This window comes from Mesorhizobium sp. BR1-1-15 (assembly GCF_020165475.1).
Taxonomy (GTDB): domain Bacteria; phylum Pseudomonadota; class Alphaproteobacteria; order Rhizobiales; family Rhizobiaceae; genus Mesorhizobium.
This window is the reverse complement of sequence record NZ_JAIUIF010000007.1, coordinates 52132-77291: the sequence shown is the minus strand read 5'-3', so window position 1 is coordinate 77291 and position 25160 is coordinate 52132. Positions and strand designations below refer to the sequence as shown.

The 25160-nt window shown below is 64.5% G+C and carries 32 protein-coding genes; 18 read left to right on the top strand and 14 right to left on the bottom strand.

The window, feature by feature from the left end; genetic code table 11:
* Window positions 1–119 precede the first annotated feature (119 nt).
* Window positions 120–1394, bottom strand: coding sequence for a DUF763 domain-containing protein (locus LB541_RS14475; RefSeq protein ID WP_224618731.1), 1275 nt, complete (start codon window positions 1392–1394; stop codon window positions 120–122).
* Window positions 1395–1558: 164 nt separating this feature from the next.
* Complete coding sequence (locus tag LB541_RS14470) at window positions 1559–2251, bottom strand: DUF2270 domain-containing protein (protein WP_224618729.1); 693 nt, start codon at window positions 2249–2251, stop codon at window positions 1559–1561.
* A 228-nt stretch (window positions 2252–2479) separates the two neighbouring features.
* Here LB541_RS14470 and LB541_RS14465 point away from each other — a divergent pair, with 228 nt between their 5' ends.
* From LB541_RS14465 to LB541_RS14435, 7 genes are all read left to right on the top strand, one after another.
* A complete protein-coding gene (locus LB541_RS14465; RefSeq protein ID WP_224618728.1) occupies window positions 2480–3211 on the top strand; it encodes a gamma-glutamylcyclotransferase in 732 nt (243 codons plus the stop codon).
* 130 nt (window positions 3212–3341) lie between these two features.
* Window positions 3342–3665 (top strand): ArsR/SmtB family transcription factor, encoded by a 324-nt coding sequence (locus LB541_RS14460; RefSeq protein WP_140499215.1) that lies wholly within the window; start codon window positions 3342–3344, stop codon window positions 3663–3665.
* Window positions 3662–4093 (top strand): SRPBCC domain-containing protein, encoded by a 432-nt coding sequence (locus LB541_RS14455; protein ID WP_140499213.1) that lies wholly within the window; start codon window positions 3662–3664, stop codon window positions 4091–4093. The genes LB541_RS14460 and LB541_RS14455 overlap by 4 nt, the downstream gene beginning before the upstream one ends.
* 73 nt (window positions 4094–4166) lie before the next feature.
* Window positions 4167–4559 carry a VOC family protein gene (locus LB541_RS14450; RefSeq protein ID WP_140657466.1) on the top strand — a complete coding sequence of 131 codons (393 nt, stop codon included), beginning with the start codon at window positions 4167–4169 and terminating at the stop codon, window positions 4557–4559.
* Window positions 4560–4593: 34 nt separating this feature from the next.
* Window positions 4594–4818 (top strand): hypothetical protein, encoded by a 225-nt coding sequence (locus LB541_RS14445; protein WP_140516265.1) that lies wholly within the window; start codon window positions 4594–4596, stop codon window positions 4816–4818.
* Between the two features lie 11 nt (window positions 4819–4829).
* Window positions 4830–5285 (top strand): DUF1801 domain-containing protein, encoded by a 456-nt coding sequence (locus LB541_RS14440; protein WP_140622834.1) that lies wholly within the window; start codon window positions 4830–4832, stop codon window positions 5283–5285.
* Window positions 5286–5382: 97 nt separating this feature from the next.
* Window positions 5383–5781: a DUF1801 domain-containing protein gene (locus LB541_RS14435; RefSeq protein WP_140516262.1), complete on the top strand. Its 399-nt coding sequence runs from the start codon at window positions 5383–5385 to the stop codon at window positions 5779–5781.
* Window positions 5782–5854: 73 nt separating this feature from the next.
* On the opposite strand, the gene LB541_RS14430 is transcribed toward LB541_RS14435, so the two are convergent.
* The 5 genes from LB541_RS14430 to LB541_RS14410 form a co-directional block, all read right to left on the bottom strand.
* The gene (locus LB541_RS14430; protein ID WP_224618724.1) at window positions 5855–7837 is read right to left on the bottom strand and encodes a glycoside hydrolase family 127 protein; all 1983 of its coding nucleotides are present in this window, start codon (window positions 7835–7837) and stop codon (window positions 5855–5857) included.
* Window positions 7838–7858: 21 nt separating this feature from the next.
* Window positions 7859–8716: a carbohydrate ABC transporter permease gene (locus LB541_RS14425; protein WP_140556322.1), complete on the bottom strand. Its 858-nt coding sequence runs from the start codon at window positions 8714–8716 to the stop codon at window positions 7859–7861.
* On the bottom strand, window positions 8716–9642 hold the full coding sequence (locus LB541_RS14420) for a carbohydrate ABC transporter permease (protein WP_140499200.1): 927 nt from the start codon (window positions 9640–9642) through the stop codon (window positions 8716–8718). Before LB541_RS14420 ends, LB541_RS14425 begins: the two co-directional genes overlap by 1 nt.
* Window positions 9643–10016: 374 nt before the next feature.
* Window positions 10017–11264, bottom strand: a complete 1248-nt coding sequence (locus tag LB541_RS14415; protein WP_140556325.1) for an ABC transporter substrate-binding protein — start codon at window positions 11262–11264, stop codon at window positions 10017–10019.
* Window positions 11265–11327: 63 nt separating this feature from the next.
* Complete coding sequence (locus tag LB541_RS14410) at window positions 11328–12377, bottom strand: LacI family DNA-binding transcriptional regulator (RefSeq protein WP_140556327.1); 1050 nt, start codon at window positions 12375–12377, stop codon at window positions 11328–11330.
* Window positions 12378–13108: 731 nt separating this feature from the next.
* Between LB541_RS14410 and LB541_RS14405 the strand changes: the two genes are divergently transcribed.
* Both LB541_RS14405 and LB541_RS14400 read left to right on the top strand, forming a co-directional pair.
* Entirely contained in the window at window positions 13109–13315 is a 207-nt protein-coding gene (locus LB541_RS14405) for a hypothetical protein (RefSeq protein ID WP_224618721.1), read from the top strand.
* 5 nt (window positions 13316–13320) lie between these two features.
* Complete coding sequence (locus tag LB541_RS14400; RefSeq protein ID WP_140521391.1) at window positions 13321–13512, top strand: hypothetical protein; 192 nt, start codon at window positions 13321–13323, stop codon at window positions 13510–13512.
* Between the two features lie 23 nt (window positions 13513–13535).
* Here the strand turns inward: LB541_RS14400 and LB541_RS14395 are convergent, their stop codons facing one another.
* Both LB541_RS14395 and LB541_RS14390 read right to left on the bottom strand, forming a co-directional pair.
* Window positions 13536–13802 (bottom strand): DUF1488 domain-containing protein, encoded by a 267-nt coding sequence (locus LB541_RS14395; protein WP_140499190.1) that lies wholly within the window; start codon window positions 13800–13802, stop codon window positions 13536–13538.
* Window positions 13799–14047: a hypothetical protein gene (locus LB541_RS14390; protein ID WP_140499188.1), complete on the bottom strand. Its 249-nt coding sequence runs from the start codon at window positions 14045–14047 to the stop codon at window positions 13799–13801. The genes LB541_RS14395 and LB541_RS14390 overlap by 4 nt, the downstream gene beginning before the upstream one ends.
* A 244-nt stretch (window positions 14048–14291) precedes the next feature.
* Between LB541_RS14390 and groES the strand changes: the two genes are divergently transcribed.
* The 3 genes from groES to LB541_RS14375 all read left to right on the top strand — a co-directional run bounded on the left by groES (window position 14292) and on the right by LB541_RS14375 (window position 16603).
* The gene (groES, locus tag LB541_RS14385; protein WP_140516246.1) at window positions 14292–14606 is read left to right on the top strand and encodes a co-chaperone GroES; all 315 of its coding nucleotides are present in this window, start codon (window positions 14292–14294) and stop codon (window positions 14604–14606) included.
* A gap of 60 nt (window positions 14607–14666) precedes the next feature.
* Window positions 14667–16295, top strand: coding sequence for a chaperonin GroEL (groL, locus tag LB541_RS14380; protein WP_140663576.1), 1629 nt, complete (start codon window positions 14667–14669; stop codon window positions 16293–16295).
* A 149-nt stretch (window positions 16296–16444) separates the two neighbouring features.
* Complete coding sequence (locus LB541_RS14375; RefSeq protein WP_181167223.1) at window positions 16445–16603, top strand: hypothetical protein; 159 nt, start codon at window positions 16445–16447, stop codon at window positions 16601–16603.
* A 17-nt stretch (window positions 16604–16620) separates the two neighbouring features.
* Here LB541_RS14375 and LB541_RS14370 read toward each other — a convergent pair whose 3' ends face one another.
* Window positions 16621–17034: an NUDIX hydrolase gene (locus LB541_RS14370; protein WP_224618720.1), complete on the bottom strand. Its 414-nt coding sequence runs from the start codon at window positions 17032–17034 to the stop codon at window positions 16621–16623.
* Window positions 17035–17112: 78 nt separating this feature from the next.
* Between LB541_RS14370 and LB541_RS14365 the strand changes: the two genes are divergently transcribed.
* On the top strand, window positions 17113–17610 hold the full coding sequence (locus LB541_RS14365; RefSeq protein ID WP_140499180.1) for a GAF domain-containing protein: 498 nt from the start codon (window positions 17113–17115) through the stop codon (window positions 17608–17610).
* Between the two features lie 50 nt (window positions 17611–17660).
* Here LB541_RS14365 and LB541_RS14360 read toward each other — a convergent pair whose 3' ends face one another.
* Window positions 17661–18725, bottom strand: coding sequence for a YeiH family protein (locus tag LB541_RS14360; RefSeq protein WP_224618719.1), 1065 nt, complete (start codon window positions 18723–18725; stop codon window positions 17661–17663).
* Between the two features lie 417 nt (window positions 18726–19142).
* On the opposite strand from LB541_RS14360, the gene LB541_RS14355 reads away from it, so the two are divergent.
* The 5 genes from LB541_RS14355 (at window position 19143) to LB541_RS14335 (ending at window position 23003) form a co-directional block, all read left to right on the top strand.
* Window positions 19143–19610: a GNAT family N-acetyltransferase gene (locus tag LB541_RS14355; protein WP_224618718.1), complete on the top strand. Its 468-nt coding sequence runs from the start codon at window positions 19143–19145 to the stop codon at window positions 19608–19610.
* Between the two features lie 20 nt (window positions 19611–19630).
* The gene (locus LB541_RS14350; protein ID WP_140516236.1) at window positions 19631–20014 is read left to right on the top strand and encodes an ACT domain-containing protein; all 384 of its coding nucleotides are present in this window, start codon (window positions 19631–19633) and stop codon (window positions 20012–20014) included.
* Between the two features lie 153 nt (window positions 20015–20167).
* Window positions 20168–21601, top strand: a complete 1434-nt coding sequence (locus LB541_RS14345; RefSeq protein WP_140559858.1) for an aldehyde dehydrogenase family protein — start codon at window positions 20168–20170, stop codon at window positions 21599–21601.
* 299 nt (window positions 21602–21900) lie between these two features.
* Window positions 21901–22311, top strand: a complete 411-nt coding sequence (locus LB541_RS14340; RefSeq protein ID WP_224618717.1) for an MbcA/ParS/Xre antitoxin family protein — start codon at window positions 21901–21903, stop codon at window positions 22309–22311.
* Window positions 22305–23003 carry an RES family NAD+ phosphorylase gene (locus LB541_RS14335; protein ID WP_140516231.1) on the top strand — a complete coding sequence of 233 codons (699 nt, stop codon included), beginning with the start codon at window positions 22305–22307 and terminating at the stop codon, window positions 23001–23003. The genes LB541_RS14340 and LB541_RS14335 overlap by 7 nt, the downstream gene beginning before the upstream one ends.
* Window positions 23004–23018: 15 nt before the next feature.
* Here LB541_RS14335 and LB541_RS14330 read toward each other — a convergent pair whose 3' ends face one another.
* From LB541_RS14330 to LB541_RS14320, 3 genes are read right to left on the bottom strand one after another with little or no spacing between them, the layout of a single operon-like run.
* Window positions 23019–23762 (bottom strand): amino acid ABC transporter ATP-binding protein, encoded by a 744-nt coding sequence (locus LB541_RS14330; RefSeq protein ID WP_140499166.1) that lies wholly within the window; start codon window positions 23760–23762, stop codon window positions 23019–23021.
* A gap of 25 nt (window positions 23763–23787) precedes the next feature.
* Complete coding sequence (locus LB541_RS14325; RefSeq protein ID WP_140630521.1) at window positions 23788–24462, bottom strand: amino acid ABC transporter permease; 675 nt, start codon at window positions 24460–24462, stop codon at window positions 23788–23790.
* Complete coding sequence (locus LB541_RS14320) at window positions 24459–25130, bottom strand: amino acid ABC transporter permease (protein ID WP_140630523.1); 672 nt, start codon at window positions 25128–25130, stop codon at window positions 24459–24461. Before LB541_RS14320 ends, LB541_RS14325 begins: the two co-directional genes overlap by 4 nt.
* Window positions 25131–25160: the final 30 nt, after the last annotated feature.

Below are 25160 nucleotides of genomic sequence, written 5' to 3'. Positions count from 1 at the left end.
TCATTGTCCTGCCGGACATTTCTCCCCGTATAGGACGGGGAGAAAGGCCCATCTACCGGCTGGACGCCGCCCGCGGATTGCTTCGCCAATCGTCGCCGTCGCTGGCCGCGATCGGCGATCTAGCCCGACTTCTTGGCGCCGCCCGGCAAAGCACCTTCAGGCGGCGGCTCCGGGCCGAAGACGCTGCGGCCGCCGAGCAGGTGCGACTGGTCGAACTCGCCGGCGACGATCTCCTTCAGGCTCGGGCCGGTGACGTAGCGCTCCAGTCGCCGCGCCTGGCCGTCGAGCCGCTGCAAGGCGGCAAGCTCCTCCTCGCGGCCGAGCTTGGCCTTGGCGACCGCCGACTTCATGACGGCGATGGTTTCGTCATAGACCTTCAGCGGCACCGGGAAGGGATGCCGGTCCTTGCCGCCATGCGCCAGCGAGAAGCGCGCCGGGTCGGAAAAGCGGCACGGCGCGCCATGCACCACCTCCGCCACCATCGCCAGCGCCCGCACGGTGCGGGCGCCGACGCCCGGCACCAGCAGCAATTCGGGAAAATCCGTCGGACCGCTCTCGATGGCGGCGGAGATGTTGCCGTGGAGCCGGCGCATGACGATGTCGCTTTCACGCACGTCATGGTGCGCCGGCATGACCAGATTGGGCAGCATCGGCTGTGCGTTGTCGCGCTTTGCCGAAGCCGTCGCGGGCTGGATGGCGGCGAATTCGTGCACGATCCGGTCGGGACCGAGCTGGCGCAGAAGGTCGAGCTGGCCGCTGCGCGAGGCCTCGGCGCGACGGTCGGTGAGGTTGACGATCTCGCCCTGCCGCTCGCCCTCGATGGCCGCGTGCGGCTGGTCGACGAAACTCTTTAGCCCTTCCGACAGCCAGTGGTAACGGCGCGCCTGCCTTCTGTCGCCGTTCATGCCTTGCTGGACGACCACCCAGCGGCTGTCGTCAGTGACGATGAAGCCATGCAGATAGAGATCGAAACCGTCCTGCACGGCGGCGCTGTCGACCTTGGCGACCAGGCGGCTGGCGGTGGCAAGGGCCGCGCCGTCGAAGCCGACACGTTCGCCGATCATCTCCAGCTCGTGCGGCGTCTTGCGCGAATGGGCGCCGCGGCCGCCGCAGACATGGATGCCGAGCTCGCCCGACAGCGGCGTCAGCCCGCGCTTCAGCGCGCCGATGACGCTGGTGGTGATGCCGGACGAATGCCAGTCCATGCCCATCACCGCACCGAAGGACTGGAACCAGAAGGGATGCGCCAGCCGGCGCAGCAGCTCGTCGCGGCCGTAATGGTGGATGATCGCCTGACACAGCACCGCGCCGAGCCGCGTCATGCGGTCGCCCAGCCACTTCGGGACCCGTCCGCCATGCAGCGGCAGGTCGGCGCTGCCGCTTCGCTGCGTCACTTGTTTCGATGCTCCGTGGCCGGCCGGCCGAGGACCGGCTCTCTCTCCCTCTAAATGGCATCCATGCGGCTATTTTCCAAGCCGGCACACAGACGCTCATTCGCGGTTTGATTCAGGATGGCGTCTCACCCGGTTGTTCGCAAAGCGTTTTTGTCCATCGCGGACTAGACATGCACGTCGCCGAAGGAGAGTTCGCCGTTATCGTCGGGCGTCAGTAAGGCGACGGCCAGCAGGCCGGCAAAGAGGACGGCGACCAGCGTGACGATGACCAGGCCGGGCACGGGACCCAGGGCGGCGGCGCTGACGGCCTCGCGCAATGTGCCGACGAAACCCACCGGCGCGGCCCGATCGAGCAGGCTCGGCGTCGACAGTTTGAGGATCCAGGCGAGCAGCAGGATCAGCATCATATGGATGTAGTTGCGGCGCAAACGGCGCGCCAGCGCCACCCGCTGCGAGACTAGGAATTTCGGCGTGCGCAGGCTTTCGCCGACGATCAGCAGCCAGTCCGAGGCGAAGTCCGGCTGCGGCGAGAAGATCTGCGCGAAATAGTGGCGCTCGAACTGGCGCACGCGGGCGCGGTAGACGTCGAAGAAGCGGTAGCGCCGTGCCTCGATCCACAGCAACAGCAGCACCAGCAGCATGGCGAACAGCAGCACGCCGTGATGGGCACTGGCCGTCGACAGCGACACCGACAGCATCGCGGCCACGACGGTGATCGCCCAGTTGCTGGTCCTGTCGATACGGTCGCGCCATCCCGCCATGCGGGCAATCTCGGCGCGATGGAAATGCGACATCACGGTGACCATTTCGCTGGGCGAAAGCGTCCTGCCGATGGGCGTTGCCGGCGCATCGTTCATAGTTTCCTCCCAACCCAATGAAACGCGTGGAAGGCGATCTCGTTCCGCGGACGGCGGATGGCGCCGACCCAGGTGGACTCGCGGCCACTTCTGTCGCCACGGCGGTGCGCCGAGGCTTTTCAAACGCTTAGGCAGGTTCGCTCAGCTTCTGAGTCCGCGTCCGAGTGGCTCTGGCTCTTGAGAATCCCTTTGCCTTGGGCAACATGGCGGCAACGCTGGAGTACGAAGATGAACAGGCCGATATCCGCCGCACGTTCACAGTCCACGTCGCGAACCGCGGCGATGGCGCTGACGGAGGCGCTGGTCGCCCGCACCTTGCGCGCGGTCGAGGATGCCGGGCCGACGCCGGGCATGGTCTACATGACCGATGCCGACTATGCGCGTTTCAGCGACGAAATCCTGGCCGATGCGCCGGCCGGGCCGCTGAAACTGTTCGCCTATGGCTCGCTGCTGTGGAAGCCGGCGGGCGAGGTCACGGGAGGCGAGCGCGCGGTGGCGACTGGCTGGCACCGCTCTTTCTGCTTCACCGTGCAGCGGTTTCGCGGCACCGTCGAGCAGCCCGGCCTGATGATGGCGCTCGACCGTGGTGGCCAATGCCAGGGCATGGTGTTCGAGATCGCGGAGCCGGTTGCCGACAATCTCGAGGCGCTGCTGCGCCGCGAGATGACCATCCTGCCCGCCGTCAACGTGCCGCGCTGGCTGCGGGTCAGGACCGAGGGCGGCATGTGCCGCGCGCTCGGCTTCGTCGTCGATCCCGCCAATGCGCGCTATGTCGGCAGGCTGGACAAACGGGCGATCGCGGCGACGCTGGCCCGGGCCGCCGGCCATTGGGGCTCGGGCGCGCAATATCTGTTCGAGACCATCCGCCACCTTGACGCCTGCGGCATTCGCGATCGCAACCTTTGGCAGTTGCAGGCGCTGGTGGCCGAGGAGATCAACCGCGTCCACGCCACGGTTTAGCGATCGGCGTTCCCAGCGCAGCGCGACCCGAAAGTTTCCGGACGCTTTCCCGCCACTCCAAATCTTCCGCTTGACGAATACATATCCCGACGGTTATACGTCGATCAATAGCCAACGGGTTATCGATTAAATGCCGGATGCTCATGATGCGCTCTTCAGGACGCTCGCCGACCCGACGCGGCGCGCCATCTTCGAACGGCTGTGCCGCCAGGGAGAGCAGACGGTGGGAGCGCTGACGATCCAGTCAGGGGTCTCGCAGCCGGCCGTGTCGAAGCATCTGGGCGTGCTGAAGCAGGCCGGGCTGGTGCGCGACCGCCATGAAGGCCGCCAGACGCATTACAGCGCGCAGCTCGGCGCGCTGGCACCGCTGATGGACTGGACGCGTGAGATGGCCGGGTTCTGGGAAAGCCGGTTCGACGATCTCGAGGATCTGCTCAAAAGGATGGACCAGTGAACGACAGTGCCGCCGACACCCGCACTGTCGTCGTCGAGCGGCAGATTTCGCATCCGCCGGAAAAACTCTGGCGCGCACTGACGCAACCGCATCTGATTGAGGAGTGGCTGATGAAGAACGATTTAAATCCGGTCGTGGGCCATCGCTTCAACCTCAGCACCGCCTGGGGCGGCGTGCTGGATTGCGAGGTGCTTGCCGTCGAGCCGCACAAGACGCTGTCCTACACCTGGAACCTCGCGCACCAGGACCCGGCCTTCGATCTCAGGAGCGTGGTGACCTTTACGCTCACCCCGACGCCTGCCGGGACCCATCTGCGCATGGAGCAGTCCGGTTTCCGGCCCGAGCAGAGGCGGGCCTATGGCGGCGCCAAGATGGGATGGCCGAAATTCCTGGAGAAGCTGGAAGAGCTCCTGGCACGGACGGACTGAAATCCGCCGGCCGGGGTTCATGGCAAGGCTGTTCGAAGGCGGCCGCCGCAACAAAACCTATGGAGGATATGCGATGAAGATCAAGTTGACCCGCGTCTATGTGGACGACCAGGAGAAGGCACTTGCCTTCTACACCGACGTCTTGGGCTTCACCAAGAAGGCCGATTTCAGCAACGGTCCGTTTCGCTGGCTGACCGTGGCCTCGCCGGACGAGCCTGAGGGAACCGAGCTGCAGCTTGCGCTGAACGACAACCCCGCGGCCAAGGCCTACCAGCAGGCCCTGTTCAAGCAGGGCCAGCCGGCGCTGATGCTCTTCACCGACGACATCAAGGCCGATCACGAGCGCATCAAGGCGCGGGGCGGGGCCTTCGCCATGGCGCCGACCGAAGTGACCGGCTCGACCATTGCGCAGCTCAACGACAGCTGCGGCAACCTCATCCAGATCACGCAGCTGGCGCGCTGGTAAGCGGCGTTTCGTTCATTTTCCAGGAGGAGATAGCATGGATTGGAACAAATGGGTCCGGCAAACGCATCGCTGGCTGTCGATCATTTTCACGGGGACCGTCCTCGCCAACTTCGTCGCCATGGGCTTGGGGCAGCCGCCCGCCTGGGTGGTCTATTCGCCGCTGCTGCCGCTGTTCCTGCTGCTGTTCAGCGGCCTCTACATGTTCGTGCTGCCATACGCCGCCAAGCGGCTTGACGGGCGGCAGCGCGCGAGCCAGTAAGGACGGGATGGATGGCGAAGAGGCAGGGGCAATCAGCCAAAGGCGCCGCCAGGCCTGCAACCGCCGGTCCGGTCCTGCTTTCTGGCGGCAATCCGCAGATCGCCAAGGGCGAAGGCAACGCGCCCGTCCAGGCCTATATCGCGGCCATGCCGGGCTGGAAGAGCGAGGCCGGCGGCCGCCTCGACGCGCTCATCGAGCGTGCCGTGCCTGATGTGCGCAAGGCCGTCAAATGGAACTCGCCCTTCTATGGCGTGGAAGGCGAGGGCTGGTTCCTCAGCTTTCATTGCTTCACGAAATACATAAAGGTAGCCTTCTTCCGCGGCATGTCGCTGGACCCGGTGCCGCCTGGCCAGTCCAAAAGCAAGGACACGCGTTACCTTGACATTCATGAGGACGACCAGTTCGACGAGGCCCAGTTCACCGAGTGGGTGAAACAGGCGAGCCGATTGCCCGGCGAACGGATGTGAGATTTGTACGCCGGGCCCGGATTTGCCGCCCGCGACAGAGCGCCTATGATCGGGCGGACGGGGCGGTGACCGCCCTCAAGCCTGAAGGAGAACGGACATGACGAAGAGCGGGTCGCCAGAAGGCAGGTCTCCTTCGCAGCTCATAGACGGCAGGATCGAGGAACTCGGCGACTGGCGGGGCGAGATGCTGAGCCGGCTGCGCGGCCTGATCCGGCAGGCCGACCCCGAGATCGTGGAGGAGTGGAAATGGCGCGGGGTCCCGGTGTGGGAGCATGCCGGAATGATCTGCACCGGCGAGACCTACAAGAACGTCGTCAAGCTGACCTTCGCCAAGGGTGCGGCGCTGCCCGATCCGTCGCGCCTGTTCAACTCCAGCCTGGAAGGAAACACCAGGCGCGCCATCGATTTCCAAGAGGGCGAGGAGGTCGACGAGGAAGCGTTCAAGGCGCTTATCCACGCCGCCGCCGCTCTGAACAAGTCAAAGGCCCGGCGATAGGCTCCGTGTGACTGGCACCGAAGACGCGGCGGGCAGAACGAAGCCTGTCGCGCTCCTTCGCGCCCTTCTGGCCTCATCCGTCCCTCAGCCACACCAGCATCTCGCCGGGCTCGCGGTTGTCCCAGGCGAAATAGGGGATGGCGGTCAGCCGCGTCTGTCTGGCAGCGGGCGGGTCGGTGCGGTAAAGCCCGTTTTGCCAGCCCTCATCGGTGTCAGCCAGCGCTGTGGTCGAAAGCGCCACCACGCCGCCCAGCAGGTCCGGCTCGTCATGCGCCTCGATGCTTGCGGTGCGCGGCAATGCGATGCGGTGCAGGCTGCCGTCATTGTCGGTCGCCTCGACGCAGTAGATCAGCGGGCCACGCGACAGCGCGACGCGGCCGGCGTCCTGGCGCACCTGCGGGTTGGCGTAGAGCCGTTCGATCGGCATTTCGAGATCGAGGCGGACGCTATCGCCCTTCTTCCATGTGCGCCGGATCGCCGCGTAGCCATCGCTGGTGACGTCCTCGAGCTTCACCGTCTCGCCATTGACCTTGAGCGCCGCGCCGGCGCTCCATGCCGGCACGCGCAGATGCAGGGTGAACGCGACCGGCGCCTGCGGCTCGATGGTGATGGCGACCGCGCCGTCCCAGGGGTAGCGGCTCGCCTGCGTCAGTGCCACCGGCACGCCCGCTATGTCGAAACGAGCGGTGGAATCGCCATAGAGATGGACGGCAAGCGCGTCGTCCGCCAGGCTGTAGAAATAGCTGCCGATGGAGGCCACCATGCGCCCGATATTGGGCGGGCAGCACGGGCAGCGGTGCCATTTCCATCTGTTGTGCCGGCCCCGGCTTTCCAGCGGGTTTTCGTAGAAGAACAGCGAGCCGTCGAGCGACAGGCCCGAGATCGAGCCGTTGTAGAGCGCCCGCTCCATGATATCGGCGTAGCGGGCGTTCGGCCCCATGCCGAGCATGCGGCTGGCCCAGAACACCAGGCCGACGGCGGCACAGGTCTCGGCGTAGGCGCTCTCATTGGGCAGGTCGAAATCGCTGGTAAAGCCCTCATTGTGCGCCGACGGTCCGAGCCCGCCGGTGATGTAGAGGTTCTTGCTGGTGAGATCGTCCCACAGCCGGTCGAGCGCCACCCGCAAGCTGTCGTCGCCATATTCGGTGGCGATGTCGGCCATGCCGGAATAGAGATACATCGCCCTGACCGCATGACCGACGACCTTGTCCTGCTCGCGCACCGGAATGTGCGACTGGCTGTATTCATAGGTCTTGAAATGATAGGCCTTGGGATCGGTGCCGCGGGCGCGCGCCTCCTCGTCGAAATAATGCGGTTGCTGGCCGCGCTGCTCGATGAAGTATTTCGCCAGCTCCATGTATTTGTTCTCGCCAGTCACCCGCGCCAGCTTCACCAGCGCCAGCTCGATCTCCTCATGGCCGCAATAGCCCTTCTTCTTGCCCGGCTCGGGCCCGAGCACCGAGGCGATATGGTCGGCATAGCGGCACATGACGTCGAGCAGCTTGCGCTTGCCGGTCGCCTGGTGATAGGCGACGGCGCCCTCGATCAGGTGGCCGGCGCAATAGAGCTCGTGGCAATCGCGCAGATTGGTCCAGCGCAGGCCGGGCTGGATGCGCTGGTACCAGCTCGAGAGATAGCCGTCCGGCTGCTGCAGCTTTTCGTAGAGGTCGATGACGGCGTCGATCTTCTTCTCCAGCTCCGGGTTCTTGGCGCGGTAGAGCGAATAGGCCGCCGTCTCGATCGTCTTGCCCCAGTCGGAGTCCCAGAACATCTGCGTCGTCACCGTCGAGCCGGTGAAGCCGGGGGAGGCCGCCTCGTCGGGCGAAGGGGAATGGAACGGGATGACGACGCCGGGCGAGGGCCGGTCCGGATCGATCTGCTCCAGCATGCCCGCCTCGACGCAGCGGTCGTAGAGGATATCGGCGGTGCGCGCGGCGACGGCGTCGGCACGGTCGCCCCAGAAGCCGTGCACGTCGACCTGGGGCACCGGTAGCGGCCGGAAGGCGAGTTTGGGCCTGGAGGCGCTGGCAGGCCTGGCGGAAGACGATGCGGTCATGAACTTACTCCATTCGATCGATCACTTGACGGCCCCGGCCATCAGGCCGCGGATGTAGAAGCGCTGCAAAGCCAGGAACAGGATCAGGCACGGCACCATCATCACGGTGACGCCCGCCTGCACCGCGCCCCAGTCGATGGCGCCGAAGCGGCCGGACTGGAGTGCGGTCATCATCACCGGCAGCGTGAACTTGGACTGGTCGGTCATCAGCACCAAAGCGGCGAGGAACTCGTTCCAGGCGCCGAGAAAGGCGAACAGCGCGATGGTGACGACGCCCGGCCAGACCAGCGGCAGCATCACCTTCAACAGCATGGTGGGGTTTCCGGCGCCGTCCATGCGCGCGGCCTCCTCGATCTCGCGCGGCACCGCGTCGAAGGCGTTGCGCATCATGAAGATCGAGAACGGCAATTGCAGCGTCACATAGACGCCGACCAGCCCGGTCAGCGTGTTGTGCAGGCCAAGCTTGGTGAGCACCAGGAAGATCGGCGTCAGGATCGACTGGAATGGAATCATGATCGTCGACAGGATGAGGACGAAGAACAGGTCCTTGAGAGGAAATCGGAAGCGCGAGAAACCGTAGCCGGCGAGCACGGAGACAACGACGGAGACCAGCACCGTCATGACAGAGACGTAGATGCTGTTCTGCGCCGAGACCCAGAGCCCGTCGCCGAACGTGTTGAGCGTGGCGTAGTTCTCCAGCGAGAAGCCTGTCGTCGGCCAGGGCGGCAGCGGCGGCTGGCGCGCCTCCTGCGCCGGCTTGAAGGCCGACAGCGCGGCCCACACGATCGGCGCCACGAACAGCACCGAGGCGACGATGCCGGTGGAGTGCCTGACGACGCTGGCGGCGAGCTTGCCTTGAGCGGACATTGCCTGCGCCATCAGTCGAGGCCCTCGGGCTTCCTCAGCAGCCAGAGCTGGACGAGGCTGAGCGCCACAAGGATCACCAGCAGGACCATGGAGAGCGCCGCGCCATAGCCGAGCTTGAACGACACGAAGGACTGGTTGAAAATCCAGTACACCGCCGTCAGCGTCTGGTTGCGCGGGCCGCCGCGCAGGATGATGTAGAACTGGTCGAAGGCAAGGACCGAGCCGGCCACCGACAGGATCAGCGCCAGCGCCAGCGTGCGGCGCATCAGCGGCAAGGTGATGGCCCGGAACCTCGCGAACGGGCCGGCGCCGTCGATGACGGCGGCCTCCTGCAAATCCTGCGGGATCGATTGCAGGCCGGTCATCAGGATGATCATGGTGAAGCCGGCGACCTTCCACACCACCATGGCGATGATCGACCAGAAGGCCGGCTGGAAGGTGGCCAGAAGATTGAATTTCCTGTCGATCAGGCCGAGATTGTAGGCGGCCGGGCTGAACAGGCCGGAATCGACGTTGAGCAGCCATGACCAGAGCAGGCTCGCCGAGGCGAAACCGACCACCGCCGGCATGAAGAAGGCGGTGCGGTAGAGATTGGTCAGCGGGCGCGGCCGCTCGATGAAGATGGCCAGCGGAAAGGCGACGGCGAAGATGGCGATGGTGACGATCACCGTGTAATAGCCGGTGAATTTCAGCGCATTCCAGAACCTGGTGTCGCGCAGGATCGCGACGTAATTGTCGAGGCCGATGAAGGAGTGCCCGCCCATCAGGGGCCAGTTGTGCAGCGACATCCACGCCGTCATGCCGAGCGGGATGACGAAGAACACCATGACCAGCGCCACGGCCGGCGCGACGTAGATGAGACCGATCCATTGCCGGCGACCGGCACCGACGAGTTTTCGGGCGCGGGGCGGGGCGGTGGTTGCTGTGATGGTGGTCATGGCTGGCCCGCTTTTCCTTCTCCCCTTGTGGGGTGAGCGGCCGGTTCGCCGGAGGCGAATTCATCGTGCCAGTGGCACGATGAAAGGCCGGCGAACACCGGGACGCTGCGAAGCAGCGGGGACACGGCAGAGTGGGTCGGCCACCACCCGGCCCTTCGCAGGCTCAGGGCGTTCGAAGCTCGAAAAGCCAAGCAGTTGGCTTTTCGTCCGCTGCGCGGACCGCTTCTCACCCCACAAGGGGAGAAGGGGAGGCGAAGTGCGCTAGGTCCCAAGTTGTCGATGCTAGTGAGTCTTCTCAACGCGATAGCCCTGTATCTGAACCAAACAATATCCGGCCACCCGCTCAGGGAGACAGGCGGGCGGCCGGCAGGCGCCTATTTCTGCGGCGCCTGGTCTATGATCGACTGCATGGTCTCCTGCGCATTGGCGATGGCGCCGTCGACGTCGTCGCCGAAGAACACCTCGTTGACCATCTGCGTCCACGGGCCGTTGGCGGAGTTGATCAGGTCGTTGAACACCACCGAATAGGGCGTCTTGCCCTTGGCCATGGCCTCGGCTGCGACCTGGTAGCGCGGGTCGAGGTCCTTCAGCGCGTCCTTGGCGATGTCGCCGCGCACCGGCAGGCTGCCATATTTGGCCAGGATCGTCTGGCCTTCCAGCGAATAGGCGAAGTCGAGGAACTCCTTCACCACATCGATCTTCTTGGTGCCCTTGGTGACGACGAAATTATCGCCGCCGGCAAAGGACGACCAGCCGCCATCCTTGCCCGGCAGGAAGGTGATGCCGTAGTCGATATCGGGATACTGGGTGTTGAGCGCGCCGATAGCGAAGGCACCCGACGGCGAGATGCCGATGTTGCCGCCGGCGAAGGCGGCGAAGAAATTGGCGCCGGTGTCGGTCTGGGCGCCTTCCGGCACCAGGCCCTTCTTGACCATCGAACGATAGAGATCGATGGCGCCGCGCAGCTGCGGGCTGTCCAGCGTCGCCTTGGAGCCGTCCTGCGAGAGGATGTCGCCGCCCGAGGCCCAGACCAGCGGCGTGAAGGTGAAGATGTTGCAGCCGCCGCAATTGCCGGAGAAGTAGAAGCCCTTGATGTTGCCGCCGAGCGCGTTGACTTTTTCGGCGTCGGCTTCGATCTCGGCCCAATTGGCCGGGCCCTTTTCGGGGTCGAGGCCGGCCTGCTTGAACAGCTTCTTGTTCCAGATCAGCACCGAGGCGTCGGCGGAGAAGGGCAGGCCGTAGATGCGGTCCTTGTACGTGCCGGTCTTCACATGAGCCGGCGACAGGCTGGCGAAATAGGGGAGCGACTTGGCCCAGTCGGTGATGTCCTCCAACTGACCGGCGGCAGCAAAGGAGGGCGTGTAGATCAGGTCGAGCGACAGCGCGTCGGGCGCCGTGCCGCCGGCGGCGGCAGCACCGTATTTCGGAATGATCTCGGCGTTGGGGATGATGTCGAGCTTGATCTGGTTGGTGTGGCCCTTGTTGTAGGCATCGACGATGCGCGGCATGAAGTTCGAGCCGTCGGCGCGCACCCAGATGTTGGCGGTCTCGGCGGCGGCAAATTGCAGCCCGCCGCCGAGTACGGCGGCCGTCAAGGCCAGCTTGGCAATCAAAGTCCTCATGTTCTCCTCCTCCACGTTTTGGCCGCGATGCGCGGCTTGCCGCCGATTGCGGCGTTTGGTTCTTCAGCCGTCCGGCAGGCGGCCGCAGGACTGACGCACCACCAGCCGGCACGGCAGTTTCCGGATGCCTGGCGCGGCGGGCTTGCCGCCGACCAGGGAAAGCAAGGTCAGCCCCGCTTCGCGGCCGAGCGCAGCCAGGTTCATGTCGACCGAGGTCAGCGGCGGGCGCGTCGCTTCGGCCACGATCTCCCAATTGTCGAAACCGATGACGCCGACATCGCCGGGCACGTCGAGACCGCGTTCGCGCAAGGCATCGATGACGCCGCGCGCGATCTGGTCGTTGCCGCAGAAGACGGCGTCCGGTCTTTCGCTTGCGTCGTCGGCCGCGCCGTCGAACAGCCTCGCCACGGCTTCGTGTCCCCAGGCCTCCGACCACGAGCCGAGCAGCGGCTCGGTGACCGACAGGCCGTTCTCGGTCAGAACATCGCGATAGGCCTGCGCCCTGGCGTGCACCACGGCAAAGCTCGCCGGTCCCGAGACATGGGCGATGCGCCTGCGGCCGAGCCGACAGAAATGCTCCACTGCCAGCCGCGCGCCGCCAGCGTCGTCGGAGACGAAGGCGACGGCGTCGGGATCGGGCTGGGTGAAGGCATAGATCACCGGAATGCGCAGATTGGACAGGTCGACCGGCAGATGACGGTCGATGCGCTTGCCGGTGGCGATGATGCCGTCGACGCGCTTGTCGAGCATGGCCTCGACATGGAGCTGGCCGAGACGCGGATCCTCCTCGACATTGCACAGGAATACCGAGACGCCGGCGTCGACCAGCGCGTCGGAAATGCCCGACATCAGCGGCAGCGAGAAGCGGCCATAGGTATCGTTGGTGAGCAGGCCGACGGTGAAGGAGCGTCGCCGCAGCAGGCTCTGCGCCAGGCTGTTGGGCCGAAAGCCGAGGCGCTGCGCGGTCTCGCGAATGCGCTCGCGGGTCTCGGCGGTCATGCGGCCCTGATCGTTGAGCGCCTTCGAGGCGGTGGCGACGCTGACGCCAGCCTCGGCCGCCACGTCACGCAAGGTGACGGGCTTGGGAAAGGCTGGCTGATCGTCCAATGCCATTGCGGCGAAAATCCCGATTGGGAAAAGGTTTTCTCTTACAGGTCGGAATGAGACCCGGCCAATGGCCGAGCCCGCTTGGAAACGTTTGGAAAAACCTTTTCTCAAACCCAAACTAAGCCAGATCCAGAGGCTGTTCAAGAGGAAAAGTGGCTGGTCCTCCGGTGGCGCGAAGTGGCCGCCGGAGGGCGGGCTCACGGGCTCGGCGCCCGGCGAGTTCATCAGGCGAATTCCTGATCGGCAGCCGTCAGTGCTGCCCACGGCGCGAGCCAACCAAAGCAGCAATCGGCGACATGTCTACAAACGACTCTTCGGTCTTAACGCTTGCGCAAATATTATCGGTTAGTTCGCTAGTCATGGCCTCGTGGCGGAGCGGCTACGCTGGAGACGGCAAATCTCTGAAGCCTCGGTTCGATCCCGAGGCGAGGCCTCCAAAAAATCATATGACGTAGAGCCTGCGTCGGACCATCAAGGGCGATGGGTCTTGCCAGCTTGCATTTGCGGCCTGGGCCGGACAGGTCCTCGTCTTCGTTGTGACGCTGACGCGCCGGCAAGAAGACTGCTACCCAGCCGACTTGCGCGCTTTCAGCATCTGACGATCGGGGTCACGTGGCATGCGGCCGGCGTTAAAGAAGCCTATTTGCATTTGGCATGCAGGGCACTCGCCAAAAGAGTGCTATGGAAGGGCGAGAGCTTGCCCGCTCCGACTTTCCCCGACATTCGAGGCCATTTTCGTGCGTGAACCGTCGCTGTTGCCCGTCTTTGGAAAACTTGGCGCCAAGGGACCCCGTGTCGTCGCGGTGGAACCGGTCCCGTCGGCAGGTATCGCCCCGCGGCTGCGGGAGACTCTGGCCGCCCATGGCGGCATGGTGCTGAAACTGTCGGTCGTCGCCTGGACGATATCGGTCCTGGGCATGGTCTTCTTCATGTTGCAGGGCTGAGGCAAATGGCCAACCGCTACGCACTGCGCATGGACTTGCCCCAAAGCTGGGCCATCATCGACGTCTTTACCGGCCAGCCCGTCGTCGTCAGGCAAAGGGCGATGGTCGGCATGAGCCCGCGCGACGCCAACGCCATGGTCGATCAGATGAATGTCCGGGACGTCAAGCGCCGGGAGAAGGCGGAGCGTAAATCCTGATCCAGCGCCGCCCGCCTGTCGTCTCAGCGGAAGTCGTCGGCCGTCAGCACATACATGCTCTTGCGCGTGCGGTCATAGGCCTTTGACGCTACGTCGCGGATGACACTGCTCTCGGTGTCGAAGGTGGCGAGATAGCCGGCTTCATTGGCTGCCGTCGCCGGCTGCATCCTCGTCATGGCATCGGCGGCGACCGAGAAGGAAATCTGAAACATGCCGTCATAGCCGACGAACCGGATGCGCTTGCCGGCCTCGTCGTAGCTGCGGCTGCGGTTGGGGAAGGTCAGGCTCATGATTTTGCCTCCGTCGTTTTCTTCACCGCGCGTTTCTTCTTCGGCGTCGGGTTCAGGGCCTCGGCCACGCGGTCGGCTTCTTCCTTGGCCAGCCGCAATTGCCTCAGCCTTGCCGTCTTGATCTCCCTGGCCCTCGCTTCGGACATATATTCGGCTGTTGCCTTGTTGCGCTCCGCCGTCTTCTTCTGCTTGTCGACAAAGCGCGCTTCAGCTTTTTCCATGATCGTCTGGTTGCCGTCGGCCATCGAGGAAATCTCCCTTGCGTCTGAAATCGTGAAAATGAACTTGTCCGATAAATAGGCACTCTGCCGGAAAATTCAAATTTTTGAAATATTTGCTCGTCTTCCGACCCGATGAAACCGGGTGCCGAAATAATACTATGGTTATTCAATATCCGCTCGGAATAAATTTTGGCACTCCTATCTATCGAGTGCCAAAGAGCCTATAGAAGGGGGCGGCCGCCTATGCCGGCCCCAGAAAGAAGTTCTCATGAAATTTCGGCCACTCCACGACCGCGTCGTCATCCGGCGCGCCGAAGGCGATATCAAATCCAAGGGCGGCATCATCATTCCCGACAATGCCAAGGAAAAGCCGCAGGAAGGCGAAGTGATCGCGGTTGGTCCCGGCGCCCGCGACGAAAACGGCGCACTTGTTCCGCTCGACGTCAAGGCCGGCGACTTGATCCTGTTCGGCAAATGGTCGGGCACGGAGGTCAAGATCGACGGCGAGGATCTTCTGATCATGAAGGAAGCCGACATCATGGGCGTTATCGAAAAGAGCGTCGAAGCCAAGAAGGCCGCCTGACTGAAGCGCCGCGCCTCTGCGCGGTGACGGCTCCACTCCAAATGCGAACTGGATAAAATCATGTCTGCCAAGGAAATCAAATTCTCCACCGATGCGCGCGACCGTATGCTGCGCGGCGTCGAGATCCTCACCAATGCGGTCAAGGTCACGCTCGGCCCCAAGGGCCGCAACGTCATCATCGACAAGGCCTATGGGGCGCCGCGCATCACCAAGGACGGCGTCACCGTCGCCAAGGAAATCGAGCTTGCCGACAAGTTCGAGAACATGGGCGCGCAGATGGTGCGCGAAGTGGCCTCGAAGACCAACGACCTCGCCGGCGACGGCACCACCACTGCCACGGTGCTGGCCGCCTCGATCCTGCGCGAAGGCGCCAAGCTGGTTGCCGCCGGCATGAACCCGATGGACCTCAAGCGCGGCATCGACCAGGCCGTCGCGGCCGTCGTCGTGGAAATCAAGGCGAAGGCCAAGAAGGTCAAATCGTCGGCCGAGATCGCGCAGGTCGGCACAATCGCCGCCAATGGCGATACCAGCGTCGGCGAGATGATCGCCAAGGCGATGGACAAGGTCGGAAATGACGGCGTCATCACCGTCGAGGAAGCCAAGACCGCGAACACCGAACTCGACGTCGTCGAAGGCATGCAGTTCGACCGCGGCTATCTCTCGCCCTATTTCGTCACCAATGCCGACAAGATGCGCGCGGAGCTGGAAGAGCCCTATATTCTCATCCACGAGAAGAAGCTCGGCAATCTGCAGGCAATGCTGCCGATCCTCGAAGCGGTGGTGCAGAGCGGCAGGCCGCTGCTGATCATCTCCGAGGACGTCGAAGGCGAGGCTCTGGCGACGCTGGTCGTCAACAAGCTGCGCGGCGGCCTCAAGGTCGCGGCCGTCAAGGCGCCGGGCTTCGGCGACCGCCGCAAGGCGATGCTGGAAGACATCGCGGTGCTCACATCCGGCCAGATGATCTCCGAGGATCTCGGCATCAAGCTGGAGAACGTCACCATCGAGATGCTCGGCCGCGCCAAGCGCGTGCTGATCGAAAAGGACACCACCACGATCATCGACGGCGCCGGCACCAAGGCGACCATTCAGGCGCGTGTCGCCCAGATCAAGGGCCAGATCGAGGAAACCACCTCCGACTATGACAAGGAGAAGCTGCAGGAGCGGCTGGCCAAGCTCTCCGGCGGCGTTGCCGTCATCCGCGTCGGCGGCGCCACCGAGTCGGAAGTCAAGGAAAAGAAGGATCGCATCGACGACGCGCTGAACGCCACGCGCGCGGCGGTCGAGGAAGGCATCGTGCCGGGCGGCGGCGTGGCCCTGCTGCGTGCCAGGACGGCGCTTGCCGGCCTGAACGGCGCCAATGCCGATGTCACCGCCGGCATCTCGATCGTGCTCAGGGCACTCGAAGCGCCGCTCCGCCAGATCGCCGAGAATTCGGGCGTTGAAGGCTCCGTTGTCGTCGGCAAGCTCTCCGACAGCAAGGATCACAACCAGGGTTTCGATGCCCAGAACGAGGCGTATGTCGACATGATCAAGGCGGGCATCGTCGATCCGGCGAAAGTGGTGCGCACCGCGTTGCAGGATGCCGGCTCGATCGCCGCGCTTTTGATCACCGCCGAAGCGATGATCTCGGACATTCCGGCCAAGGATGCCGCGCCTGCGGGCGGCGGTGGCGGCATGGGCGGCTACTAGGATTCGGCCGGCTCGCGAAGGTGGTTTCATAAAAGCCGTCTTTCAGACCTGATCCGTATCTCGCCGAACCGGCCTTTGCCGCAGGCGAGACGACTATCGCCGGGGGATTCTCCCCCGGCGCGCAGGCCTCTGGCCCAGGAGATCGATCCATGATCGTGTTCGTGCAGAAGCCACAGACGGTCGTCACGACCGAAACGACAGAGGAAAGCCGCTTCGACCGCATCCGCAGGATTGCCGCCGACAAGCACAAGAAATCCGAGCCCGACCCGGCAACGCCACAAAAGGGCGACCCCAAGCGTCCGATGTAATAGCGGCGCCGCCGCCGCTACATTCCGCTCAACCTCAGCACCACATCGCGCGTCAGCGGCGCAAGTTCGACGGAATTGGTCGAGCCGGGCTCCAGCCAGATGATCTCCTCGATCTCGGCGGCGGCTATCGGCTGGCCGTCGATGGAGAGCGCGAACAATTCCGCCTCGACCGTGCTGTCCGGCTCGTTGGCGGCCGTGGCCGAGAACAGGCCGAGCCAGGAGGTGGTGGCGGGGTCGACCGCCAATCCGAGTTCCTCGCGCAATTCACGCACCAGAGCATCGAGCGGGGACTCGCGCGGCTCGATCTTGCCGCCGGGCTGCATGAAGGCGCTGGTGCCGCGCTTGCGCACCAAAAGCAGCCGGCCCGACGCATCCGCGATGACGCCGGCAGCGATCCTGATCTTGCGGCTTTCGTGGCGGGTAGGATTCACGGTAGACTGTTCCGGTGGTCGTTTGGTGCAGAGCGCCTGCGGAAAACGGAACCGCGATTCTCAGTTCGGAGACAAGCCATGTTCGCAGCCAAAGCCATCGACACTTCGGACAAGGCCGCGTTCTACCGCGATCTTGCCGCGCAACTGAAGGCGCTGCTCGAGGGCGAGGGCGACTCGATCGCCAATGCCGCCAACACCGCGGCGCTGATCTTCCAGATGGTGCCCGATCTCAACTGGGCGGGCTTCTATTTCCTGGCCTCGGACGAGGAATTGGTGCTGGGTCCGTTCCAGGGCAAGCCGGCCTGCGTGCGCATTGCCGTAGGCAAGGGCGTATGCGGCACGGCGGTCGAACTCGGCACCTCGATGCTTATCAAGGACGTGCACGATTTCCCCGGCCACATCGCCTGCGACGCCGATTCGCGTTCGGAACTGGTCGTGCTTCTCGAAGACGATGAAGGCGTCTTCGGCGTGCTCGATCTCGACAGCCCGCTGCCCGGCCGCTTCGACAAGGCGGACCAGGCCGGCATCGAAACACTGGCCGCGATCTATGTGGCGGCGAGTTCGTTCGAGGATTAGGCGCTTTCCTGCCGGACAGAAGGGGCGCCGTAGAGCGCTACCTTTGGGGCCTAGGCCAACTTCACCAGCATCAGACTGAAGCCGCCGATGAATAGGAAGGCCGAGAAGGCGAGCGCCAGCGGGCGCAGGCCGCGCGAGCGCAGCTGCGAGATATCGGCCTGCAGGCCCATGGCGGCCAGCCCCATGGTCAGCATGATGGTGGTGGCGAGCGCCATCGCCGATTTCACTTCGGCGGGTATCGCGACAAGGCTGTTCAGAGCCACGACGGCGACGAAGGCGGCGACGAACCATGGCATGGGCGGGCGCGCCGCCTGCTGGTCGCTGCTGCTCTTGCGGCGCGCCATCAGGCCCAGCGCGATGACCATCGGCGCCAGCATGGCGACGCGGGTGAGCTTGGCGACGGTGGCGATCTCGCCCGATTGGGTGCCGTTCTGGAAGCCGGCGCCGATGACCTGCGCCACCTCATGGATCGAGGCGCCCGCCCACAGGCCGAAAGCATGCTGGTCGAGGCCGAGCAGCGGCGCCAGCAGCGGGGAGCCGAGCATGGCGACGGTGCCGAACAAGGTGATCGAGGCGACGGCGTAGGTGACGTCCTCGTCGCGCGCGTCGGTGACGATGTTGGTGGCCACGATTGCCGAGGCACCGCAGATCGAGGTGCCGGCGGCGATCAGCTGCGCCAGTTTCGCGTCGACGCCAATCAGCCGGCCGAGCGTGATGGTGAAGACGAAGGTGGCACCAAGGGTGGCTGCCACGATGCCGACACCGCCGGCGCCGATCGACACCACCTGGCCGAGCGTCAGCTGGAAACCGAGCAGCACTATGGCGAAGCGCAGCAGCCGGCGCTGCGAAAACGCGATGCCGGCCTTGGCGTGCGTCGGCGTGCCGAGCACGTTGGAGTAGATCATGCCGGCGACGACGGCTATTATCATCGGGCTGAACAGGGCAAAGCCGGAGACGTTGCGAGCCGAGAAGGCCACCGCAGTGATCATCGCGACCAATATCATACCGGGCACGGGTCCGGCCTTGGTCGAGTCGAGCGCCTTGCGGCGCTGCGCGGGTTCGGCGGAAGTCAGGCTTTTTGGAATATCGTTCGCAATGTGGGATAAGGAAGACAACGTCATGCTCCAGGCGACTTCGCCCGGGAATGCCATTCCCCAACTAATCTTTCCAATGAATTATTTTCGTTAGAATGATCGATTTTTCAGGACGGTTTTCCGGCTTACGTGACCAAAATGCGGTCGTCGGCCAGGGCCGATACGGCATGCCTCTAATCAGGGTTGGTGAGGCAGCGCGGTAAAGAGGCTGGGGCACCGCCAGAAGGTGGCTTGGCGTTACCTTGACGGGCCACTCATGCTGCGCCAGCTTGGCGCCATGTTCGTTCTTCCCCGCGCCAATGTCATGCGACGCCGAACCTGTACACTGCGAGGCGGCATGATTGCGCGACGACGAGGAGTGGCCCGTTAATTCCGGTTCGTTCTTCCCAGCCCCGCCCGCGAAACCGCCGGCGGGCTTTTCATGTCTGGAGCCTCTCGATGAGCATCAATCCTTCCATCCAGTTCCGGCAGGCCGGGCCGGCGGACGCCACCGCCATCCGGGACATCGTGCGCTTGGCCTATGCCAAATGGGTGCCGCTGATCGGCCGCGAACCGCTGCCCATGCGTGCCGACTATGACATAGCCGTTGCCGAGCATGAGTTCGACCTTGCGATCGAGGAGGGCGAAATCGTCGGCGTGATCGAAACCATGCCGGCCGACGATCATGTCTGGATCGAGAATGTCTGCGTGGGGCCGCATGCGCAGGGAAGGGGGATCGGCCGGCTGTTGCTGGAGCGGGCTGAACGCAAGGCAGCCGAAGCGGGCCGCAACGAACTTCGCCTGCTGACCAATGGCGCCTTCGCGGCCAATGTGTCGCTTTACAAGAGGCACGGCTATAGGATCGACCGGGAGGAGCCGTTCATGAACGGTACGACTGTCTATATGAGCAAGAGGCTCGCTGGATAGACCGCAATCGGAGTTCGACAATGGCTGCCAAAATCAGGCTGAAGCAACTGCCCGGGCTGTACGCGATTTCGCGGCTCGAGCCTGGAGCGAGCGTTCCCGGTTGGGCGGACGGGCCAGGCTTCGTCAGCATCACCAGAACCGAGGATGAACTTTCGATCGTCTGTCTGCAGGATCGCGTTCCAGATGGCGTCAAGCGGGATGACGAGTGGGTCGCCTTCAAGCTCCAAGGACCTTTCGCTTTCGATGAAACCGGCATCGTGTTGTCGGTCATCAGGCCACTGTCGGAAAACGAGCTGGGCATTTTCGTGGTGTCGACTTTCGACGGCGATCACCTGCTGGTGAAAGCCGCCGATCGGGTCGCGGCGACACGGCTTCTGGGCGAAGCCGGGCATACTCTGCTTTAACTCGTTCTATTCCAGCTATCGCCCGCCCGGCTGGTTCAACCGCTCGCGGCTCGCTCACCAGTTCGGGGTTGCGTTTGACACCGCCATTCGCGCATCGTTATTTCTAACCAGATATCACACCGGACGGCTGTGCGGCGCCCCTCAGGAGAAATCATGTCACACAATCTGCAGTTCTACATCGATGGCGCGTGGGTCGATCCTGTCGTGCCCAACACGATCGATGTCATCGATCCGTCGAACGAAGATAGCTTCGCGCAGATTTCGCTTGGTTCCAAGGCCGACGTCGACAAGGCGGTGGTCGCCGCGAAGCGGGCCTTCGGCACATTCGGCTTCACCTCGGTCGAGGAACGGCTCGACATCCTCAACCGCGTCATCGAGGTCTACAAGAAGCGCAGCCAGGACCTTGCGCTCGCCGTGTCACGCGAGATGGGCGCGCCGCGCCGGATGGCGCTCGACAGCCAGGTCGGCATCGGGCTCGCGCATCTGGCCAAGATGGCGGAAGTGCTGAAGAGCTTCCAGTTCCGGCAGGTCAAGGGCTCCTCGCTGATCGTCAAGGAGCCGATCGGCGTCGTCGGCCTGATCACGCCATGGAACTGGCCGCTGAACCAGATCACCTGCAAGGTGGGTCCGGCGCTTGCCGCCGGTTGCACCATGGTGCTGAAGCCATCCGAGATCGCGCCGCTCGACGCCATCATCTTCGCCGAGATCTTCGACGAGGCCGGCGTGCCGAAGGGCGTGTTCAACCTCGTCAATGGCGACGGCCCCGGCGTCGGCCAGGCGCTGTCCAGCCATCCCGATATCGACATGATGTCGTTCACCGGCTCCACCCGGGCCGGCATATTGGTGGCCAAGGCCGCCGCCGACACCGTCAAGCGCGTGCACCAGGAACTTGGCGGCAAGTCGGCCAACATCCTGTTCCCGGATGTCGACCTCGCCACCGCCGTGACCAAGGGCGTCGCCGGCTGCTTCAGCAACAGCGGCCAGTCCTGCAACGCGCCAACCCGTATGTTCGTGCCACGCGACCGTCATGACGAGGCGACTTCCTACGCCAAGGCGGCGGCGGAAAAGTTCGTGGTCGGCCCGGCCGACGCTCCCGGCACCAAGCTCGGCCCTGTCGTCAGCCAGGCCCAGTTCGACAAGATCCAGGACATGATCCAGAGCGGCATCGACGAGGGCGCCACGCTGGTCACGGGCGGCCCCGGCCGTCCGGCCGAACTCAACCGTGGCTACTATGTCAGGCCGACCGTGTTCGCCGATGTCACCCACGACATGCGCATCGCGCGCGAGGAGATTTTCGGGCCGGTGCTGGCCATCATGCCCTACGACACGGTCGAGCAGGCGGTCGAGCAGGCCAACGACACCGTCTACGGCCTTGCCTCCTATATCCAGGCCAAGGATATCCAGAAGGCGCGCGACGTCGCGGCGCGCATGCGCTCCGGCAACGTCTACATCAACTATCCCCAATGGGACGCCGGCCTGCCCTTCGGCGGCTACAAGCAATCCGGCAACGGCCGCGAATACGCCGAATACGGGCTGGAGGATTTTCTGGAGATCAAGGGTATCGCGGGGTATGAGGCGGCGGAGTAGGCGGACAAGAGCCGCCCTCACAGAACGTGGGTTCCTCGGCCCCGCAAAGCGGGGGAGAGGTGGCGGCGAAGCGGTCGGAGAGGGGGCTGCGGCGCTGGAAGGTTTTCACGGCATATCCCCACGCCGCGCCATTCCCCCGCTCCGTCTCGGCTTCGCCGAGCCACCTCTCCCCCACCTTTGTGGGGGCGAGGAACCCTGGTCTGTTATGCCGCGCCACCTTTTTAGGTGGCCGCTCTGGTCCTGTTTCCTTGCCAATTGGCAAATACATGCTATATGTCTGCCAATAGCGGGAGCAGAAAATGCAGCTTCAGTCCATCGTCACCACGCCGGCCGCGGTCGGCAGCGCCATCTCGGATGAAGAGGCGGGCGCCCTGGCGCGCACCACGGTCAATCTGTTCAAGGCGTGGGGCCTCACCGACCTCGAGGCCTGCATCCTGCTCGGCGGCATGTCGGCGCGCACCTGGGCGCGCTGGAAGGAAGGCGGCATCAGCCGGATCGACCGTGACCTGCGCACCCGCATGGCGCATCTGATGGGCATCCACAAGGGTTTGCGCTATCTCTTCACCGAGCCGGCGCGCGGCTATGCCTGGATCCGCAAGCCCAATGCCACGTTCGGCGGCCAATCGGCGCTCGACCTGATGCTGCGCGGCGAAATCTCCGACCTTGCCGCGATGCGCGAATGGCTCGACGCGGAGCGTGGTGGATGGTGAGTGGGCTCGCGGTCCGGCGCCGCGTCCACTGGCCCCAGACCTTCCGCATCATCCGCTCCATCCATCCGCCTATCGACCTCTTCGAGGACATTGCCGACCCGCGCGATTGGGAAGCGCTGGCCGCCGTCGAGGAGAAGACCAATCCGCGCATCCGGCTGGAGCTCGGCGATCTCGGCAAGGTGCCGGCCGAAAGGCGGGTGTCCGGACCCGGCGCAAGTTTCGTGATGGCGCCCTTCGTGCATTGCTCGACCTTGCGGCCCGGGCGGTTTTCCGATGGCAGCTACGGCATCTACTATGCCGGCGACAGCGAGGAGGTGGCGCTGGCCGAAACCATCCACCACCACCAGAATTTTATGCGCGCCACCAAGGAGGAGCCGGGCTGGACCGCGGATTTCCGCGTGCTGATCGGCAGCGTCGATCGCGACCTCGATGACGTCAACGCGGTGCCCGGCGCGCTCGACCCGGACGACTACACCGCCTCGCAGGCCGAAGGCCGCGCCTTGCGTGCGGCCGGCAGCGACGGGCTGGTGTGGAACAGCGTGCGCATGCCAAGCGGGCAGTGCATCGGCATCTTCTGGCCGGATGCAATCACCGTTCCCGTCCAGGGGAGGCACTACAGCTACCACTGGGACGGCCGCCGCGTGGATTTCGTGCGCCAGCACGATACGGGCAAGGTGCTGGCGGTCACTTGAAGGCGGCGGCGCCGGTCAGTGCCGCAGGATCTTGCTCAGGAATGCGCGGCTGCGATCGGTCCTGGGGTGCGAGAAGAACTCGTCGGGCGTGCCGCTTTCGACGATGGCGCCGGCATCCATGAACACCACGCGCTGGGCGACCTTGCGGGCAAAGCCCATCTCATGCGTCACCACCATCATGGTCATGCCTTCCTCGGCAACCGCGACCATGACGTCGAGCACTTCCGAAATCATCTCGGGGTCGAGGGCGGAGGTCGGCTCGTCGAACAGCATGATCTTTGGGCGCATGCCGAGGCAGCGGGCGATCGCCACACGCTGTTGCTGGCCGCCTGAAAGCTGCGCAGGATAGGCGTTGACCTTGTCGGCAAGCCCGACCTTGGCCAGCAGTTCGCGGCCGGCCTGCTCGGCCTCGGCGCGCGGGATCTTGCGGACATGGATCGGCGCCAGCGTGACGTTTTCGAGCGCGGTCTTGTGCGGGTAGAGGTTGAAGGACTGGAAGACGAAGCCGATCTCGGTGCGCAGCTTCGTCATGTTGGTGGCGGGGTCGCCGAGCCGCTGGCCGTCGACGACAAGGTCGCCGTCCTTGATCGTCTCCAGCCCGTTGATGCAGCGGATAAGCGTGCTCTTGCCCGACCCGCTCGGGCCGCAGACGACGACCACTTCGCGCGGCTCGACGCTGAGCGTGATGTCCCTCAGCACGTTGAGCGGGCCGAACCATTTGTTGACGCCGCGAAAATCGATCATGCCCGTTTTGGTCATGTGGTCAGAACCTTTGGGTTCGATGTCATATCTGCACCTCGCCATGGGCGGCACCCATGCGCCGCTCGAGCCGGCGGGCGAGCATGATCAGCGGATAGCAGACGATGAAATAGCCGACGCCGACGAGGAAGAACACCAGCAGGCCGTTCGGCACGCGCTGCACCACCAGCCAGCCGACGCGGGTGAGGTCGGTCAGGCCAATCGCCGAGACGACCGAAGAGTCCTTGATCAGCAGCACATATTGCCCGACCAGCGGCGGCAGCACGATGCGCATCGCCTGCGGCAGCACCACCTGGCGCATGCGCTGCCAGCGCGACAGGCCGGACGCCAGTGCCGCCTCGACCTGGCCCGTCGGAACCGAACGGATGCCGGCGGCGACGATCTCGCAGATGAAGCAGGCGGCGAGGTTGGTCAGCGCGATGATGCCGGCGGTGAAGGCGTCGAGCTCGATGCCCAGCTCCGGCAAGATGAAGAAGATCAGGAATATCTGCACCAGAAACGGCGTGCCCCGGATGAGGTCTACCCAGGCACCGATCACGCCGGAGATCAACCGGTTGCCGCCGGTCCGCAAGATGCCCAGGCCGAAGCCGAGCAGGGTGCCCAGCACCAGGCTGATCAGCGACAGCACCACGGTCATACCGAGGCCGCGCAGCGCCAGCGGATAGCTGCCCGCAAGGCTTTGCAACTGTTGCCAGATCATATGCGCGCTCCCGCCGAGCCGAGCCAGCGGCCGGAGAGAACCGCCAGCCCTTTGAGGCCGTAATAGAGCAGGAGGTAGAAGGCGGCGATGGTGAGAAATCCTTCCGCCGGCATGAAACGGTCGGAGGCGAGCAACTGACCGGCGCGCGTCAGCTCGGCAACCGAGATCAGCGACAGGAGCGCCGAATCCTTGACCAGCACGATCGCTTGTCCCAGCAGCGGCGGGATCGTCACCTTGAACGCCTGCGGCAAGACCACCAGGCGCATGCGCTGGACATAGGTCATGCCCGAAGCAACACTGGCCTCAACCTGGCCGCGCGGGATCGACAGGATGCCGGCGCGAATGATTTCAGCGACATAGGCGCCGCTGTTCAGTGACAACGCGAGGATGCCGACGATGAGTTCGGGCAGCACGAAACCGAGGCGCGGCAGGCCGAAATAGAGAAAATAGAGCTGCGCCAGCAAGGGCGTGGCGCGTACGGCGTCGATATAGGCCTTGGCCGGCACCCGAAACAGCCAGCCGCGCTGCAGGTTCATCGCGCACAACAGGATGCCGACCGCGAGCGCGCCGAAAAAGGACAGCGCCGACAGCCACACGGTCGTGACCAGGCCCTGCCCGAACAGGGGCAGGTATTCGACGATGGTGCGGAAGCTGAAATTCTCGAGCATGGCCGTGAATGGTGGGTAGGGAATAGTGAG

What these genes read in the sequence shown, in the direction of transcription:
- LB541_RS14470 (WP_224618729.1), bottom strand. Translation starts at nt 2,251, where the DNA reads ATGAACGATGCGCCGGCAACGCCCATCGGCAGGACGCTTTCGCCCAGC.
- LB541_RS14465 (WP_224618728.1), top strand. Translation starts at nt 2,480, where the DNA reads ATGAACAGGCCGATATCCGCCGCACGTTCACAGTCCACGTCGCGAACC.
- LB541_RS14460 (WP_140499215.1), top strand. Translation starts at nt 3,342, where the DNA reads ATGCCGGATGCTCATGATGCGCTCTTCAGGACGCTCGCCGACCCGACG.
- LB541_RS14450 (WP_140657466.1), top strand. Translation starts at nt 4,167, where the DNA reads ATGAAGATCAAGTTGACCCGCGTCTATGTGGACGACCAGGAGAAGGCA.
- LB541_RS14445 (WP_140516265.1), top strand. Translation starts at nt 4,594, where the DNA reads ATGGATTGGAACAAATGGGTCCGGCAAACGCATCGCTGGCTGTCGATC.
- LB541_RS14440 (WP_140622834.1), top strand. Translation starts at nt 4,830, where the DNA reads ATGGCGAAGAGGCAGGGGCAATCAGCCAAAGGCGCCGCCAGGCCTGCA.
- LB541_RS14435 (WP_140516262.1), top strand. Translation starts at nt 5,383, where the DNA reads ATGACGAAGAGCGGGTCGCCAGAAGGCAGGTCTCCTTCGCAGCTCATA.
- LB541_RS14430 (WP_224618724.1), bottom strand. Translation starts at nt 7,837, where the DNA reads ATGACCGCATCGTCTTCCGCCAGGCCTGCCAGCGCCTCCAGGCCCAAA.
- LB541_RS14425 (WP_140556322.1), bottom strand. Translation starts at nt 8,716, where the DNA reads ATGGCGCAGGCAATGTCCGCTCAAGGCAAGCTCGCCGCCAGCGTCGTC.
- LB541_RS14420 (WP_140499200.1), bottom strand. Translation starts at nt 9,642, where the DNA reads ATGACCACCATCACAGCAACCACCGCCCCGCCCCGCGCCCGAAAACTC.
- LB541_RS14415 (WP_140556325.1), bottom strand. Translation starts at nt 11,264, where the DNA reads ATGAGGACTTTGATTGCCAAGCTGGCCTTGACGGCCGCCGTACTCGGC.
- LB541_RS14410 (WP_140556327.1), bottom strand. Translation starts at nt 12,377, where the DNA reads ATGGCATTGGACGATCAGCCAGCCTTTCCCAAGCCCGTCACCTTGCGT.
- LB541_RS14400 (WP_140521391.1), top strand. Translation starts at nt 13,321, where the DNA reads ATGGCCAACCGCTACGCACTGCGCATGGACTTGCCCCAAAGCTGGGCC.
- LB541_RS14395 (WP_140499190.1), bottom strand. Translation starts at nt 13,802, where the DNA reads ATGAGCCTGACCTTCCCCAACCGCAGCCGCAGCTACGACGAGGCCGGC.
- LB541_RS14390 (WP_140499188.1), bottom strand. Translation starts at nt 14,047, where the DNA reads ATGGCCGACGGCAACCAGACGATCATGGAAAAAGCTGAAGCGCGCTTT.
- groES (WP_140516246.1), top strand. Translation starts at nt 14,292, where the DNA reads ATGAAATTTCGGCCACTCCACGACCGCGTCGTCATCCGGCGCGCCGAA.
- groL (WP_140663576.1), top strand. Translation starts at nt 14,667, where the DNA reads ATGTCTGCCAAGGAAATCAAATTCTCCACCGATGCGCGCGACCGTATG.
- LB541_RS14375 (WP_181167223.1), top strand. Translation starts at nt 16,445, where the DNA reads ATGATCGTGTTCGTGCAGAAGCCACAGACGGTCGTCACGACCGAAACG.
- LB541_RS14365 (WP_140499180.1), top strand. Translation starts at nt 17,113, where the DNA reads ATGTTCGCAGCCAAAGCCATCGACACTTCGGACAAGGCCGCGTTCTAC.
- LB541_RS14355 (WP_224618718.1), top strand. Translation starts at nt 19,143, where the DNA reads ATGAGCATCAATCCTTCCATCCAGTTCCGGCAGGCCGGGCCGGCGGAC.
- LB541_RS14350 (WP_140516236.1), top strand. Translation starts at nt 19,631, where the DNA reads ATGGCTGCCAAAATCAGGCTGAAGCAACTGCCCGGGCTGTACGCGATT.
- LB541_RS14345 (WP_140559858.1), top strand. Translation starts at nt 20,168, where the DNA reads ATGTCACACAATCTGCAGTTCTACATCGATGGCGCGTGGGTCGATCCT.
- LB541_RS14340 (WP_224618717.1), top strand. Translation starts at nt 21,901, where the DNA reads ATGCAGCTTCAGTCCATCGTCACCACGCCGGCCGCGGTCGGCAGCGCC.
- LB541_RS14335 (WP_140516231.1), top strand. Translation starts at nt 22,305, where the DNA reads ATGGTGAGTGGGCTCGCGGTCCGGCGCCGCGTCCACTGGCCCCAGACC.
- LB541_RS14330 (WP_140499166.1), bottom strand. Translation starts at nt 23,762, where the DNA reads ATGACCAAAACGGGCATGATCGATTTTCGCGGCGTCAACAAATGGTTC.
- LB541_RS14325 (WP_140630521.1), bottom strand. Translation starts at nt 24,462, where the DNA reads ATGATCTGGCAACAGTTGCAAAGCCTTGCGGGCAGCTATCCGCTGGCG.
- LB541_RS14320 (WP_140630523.1), bottom strand. Translation starts at nt 25,130, where the DNA reads ATGCTCGAGAATTTCAGCTTCCGCACCATCGTCGAATACCTGCCCCTG.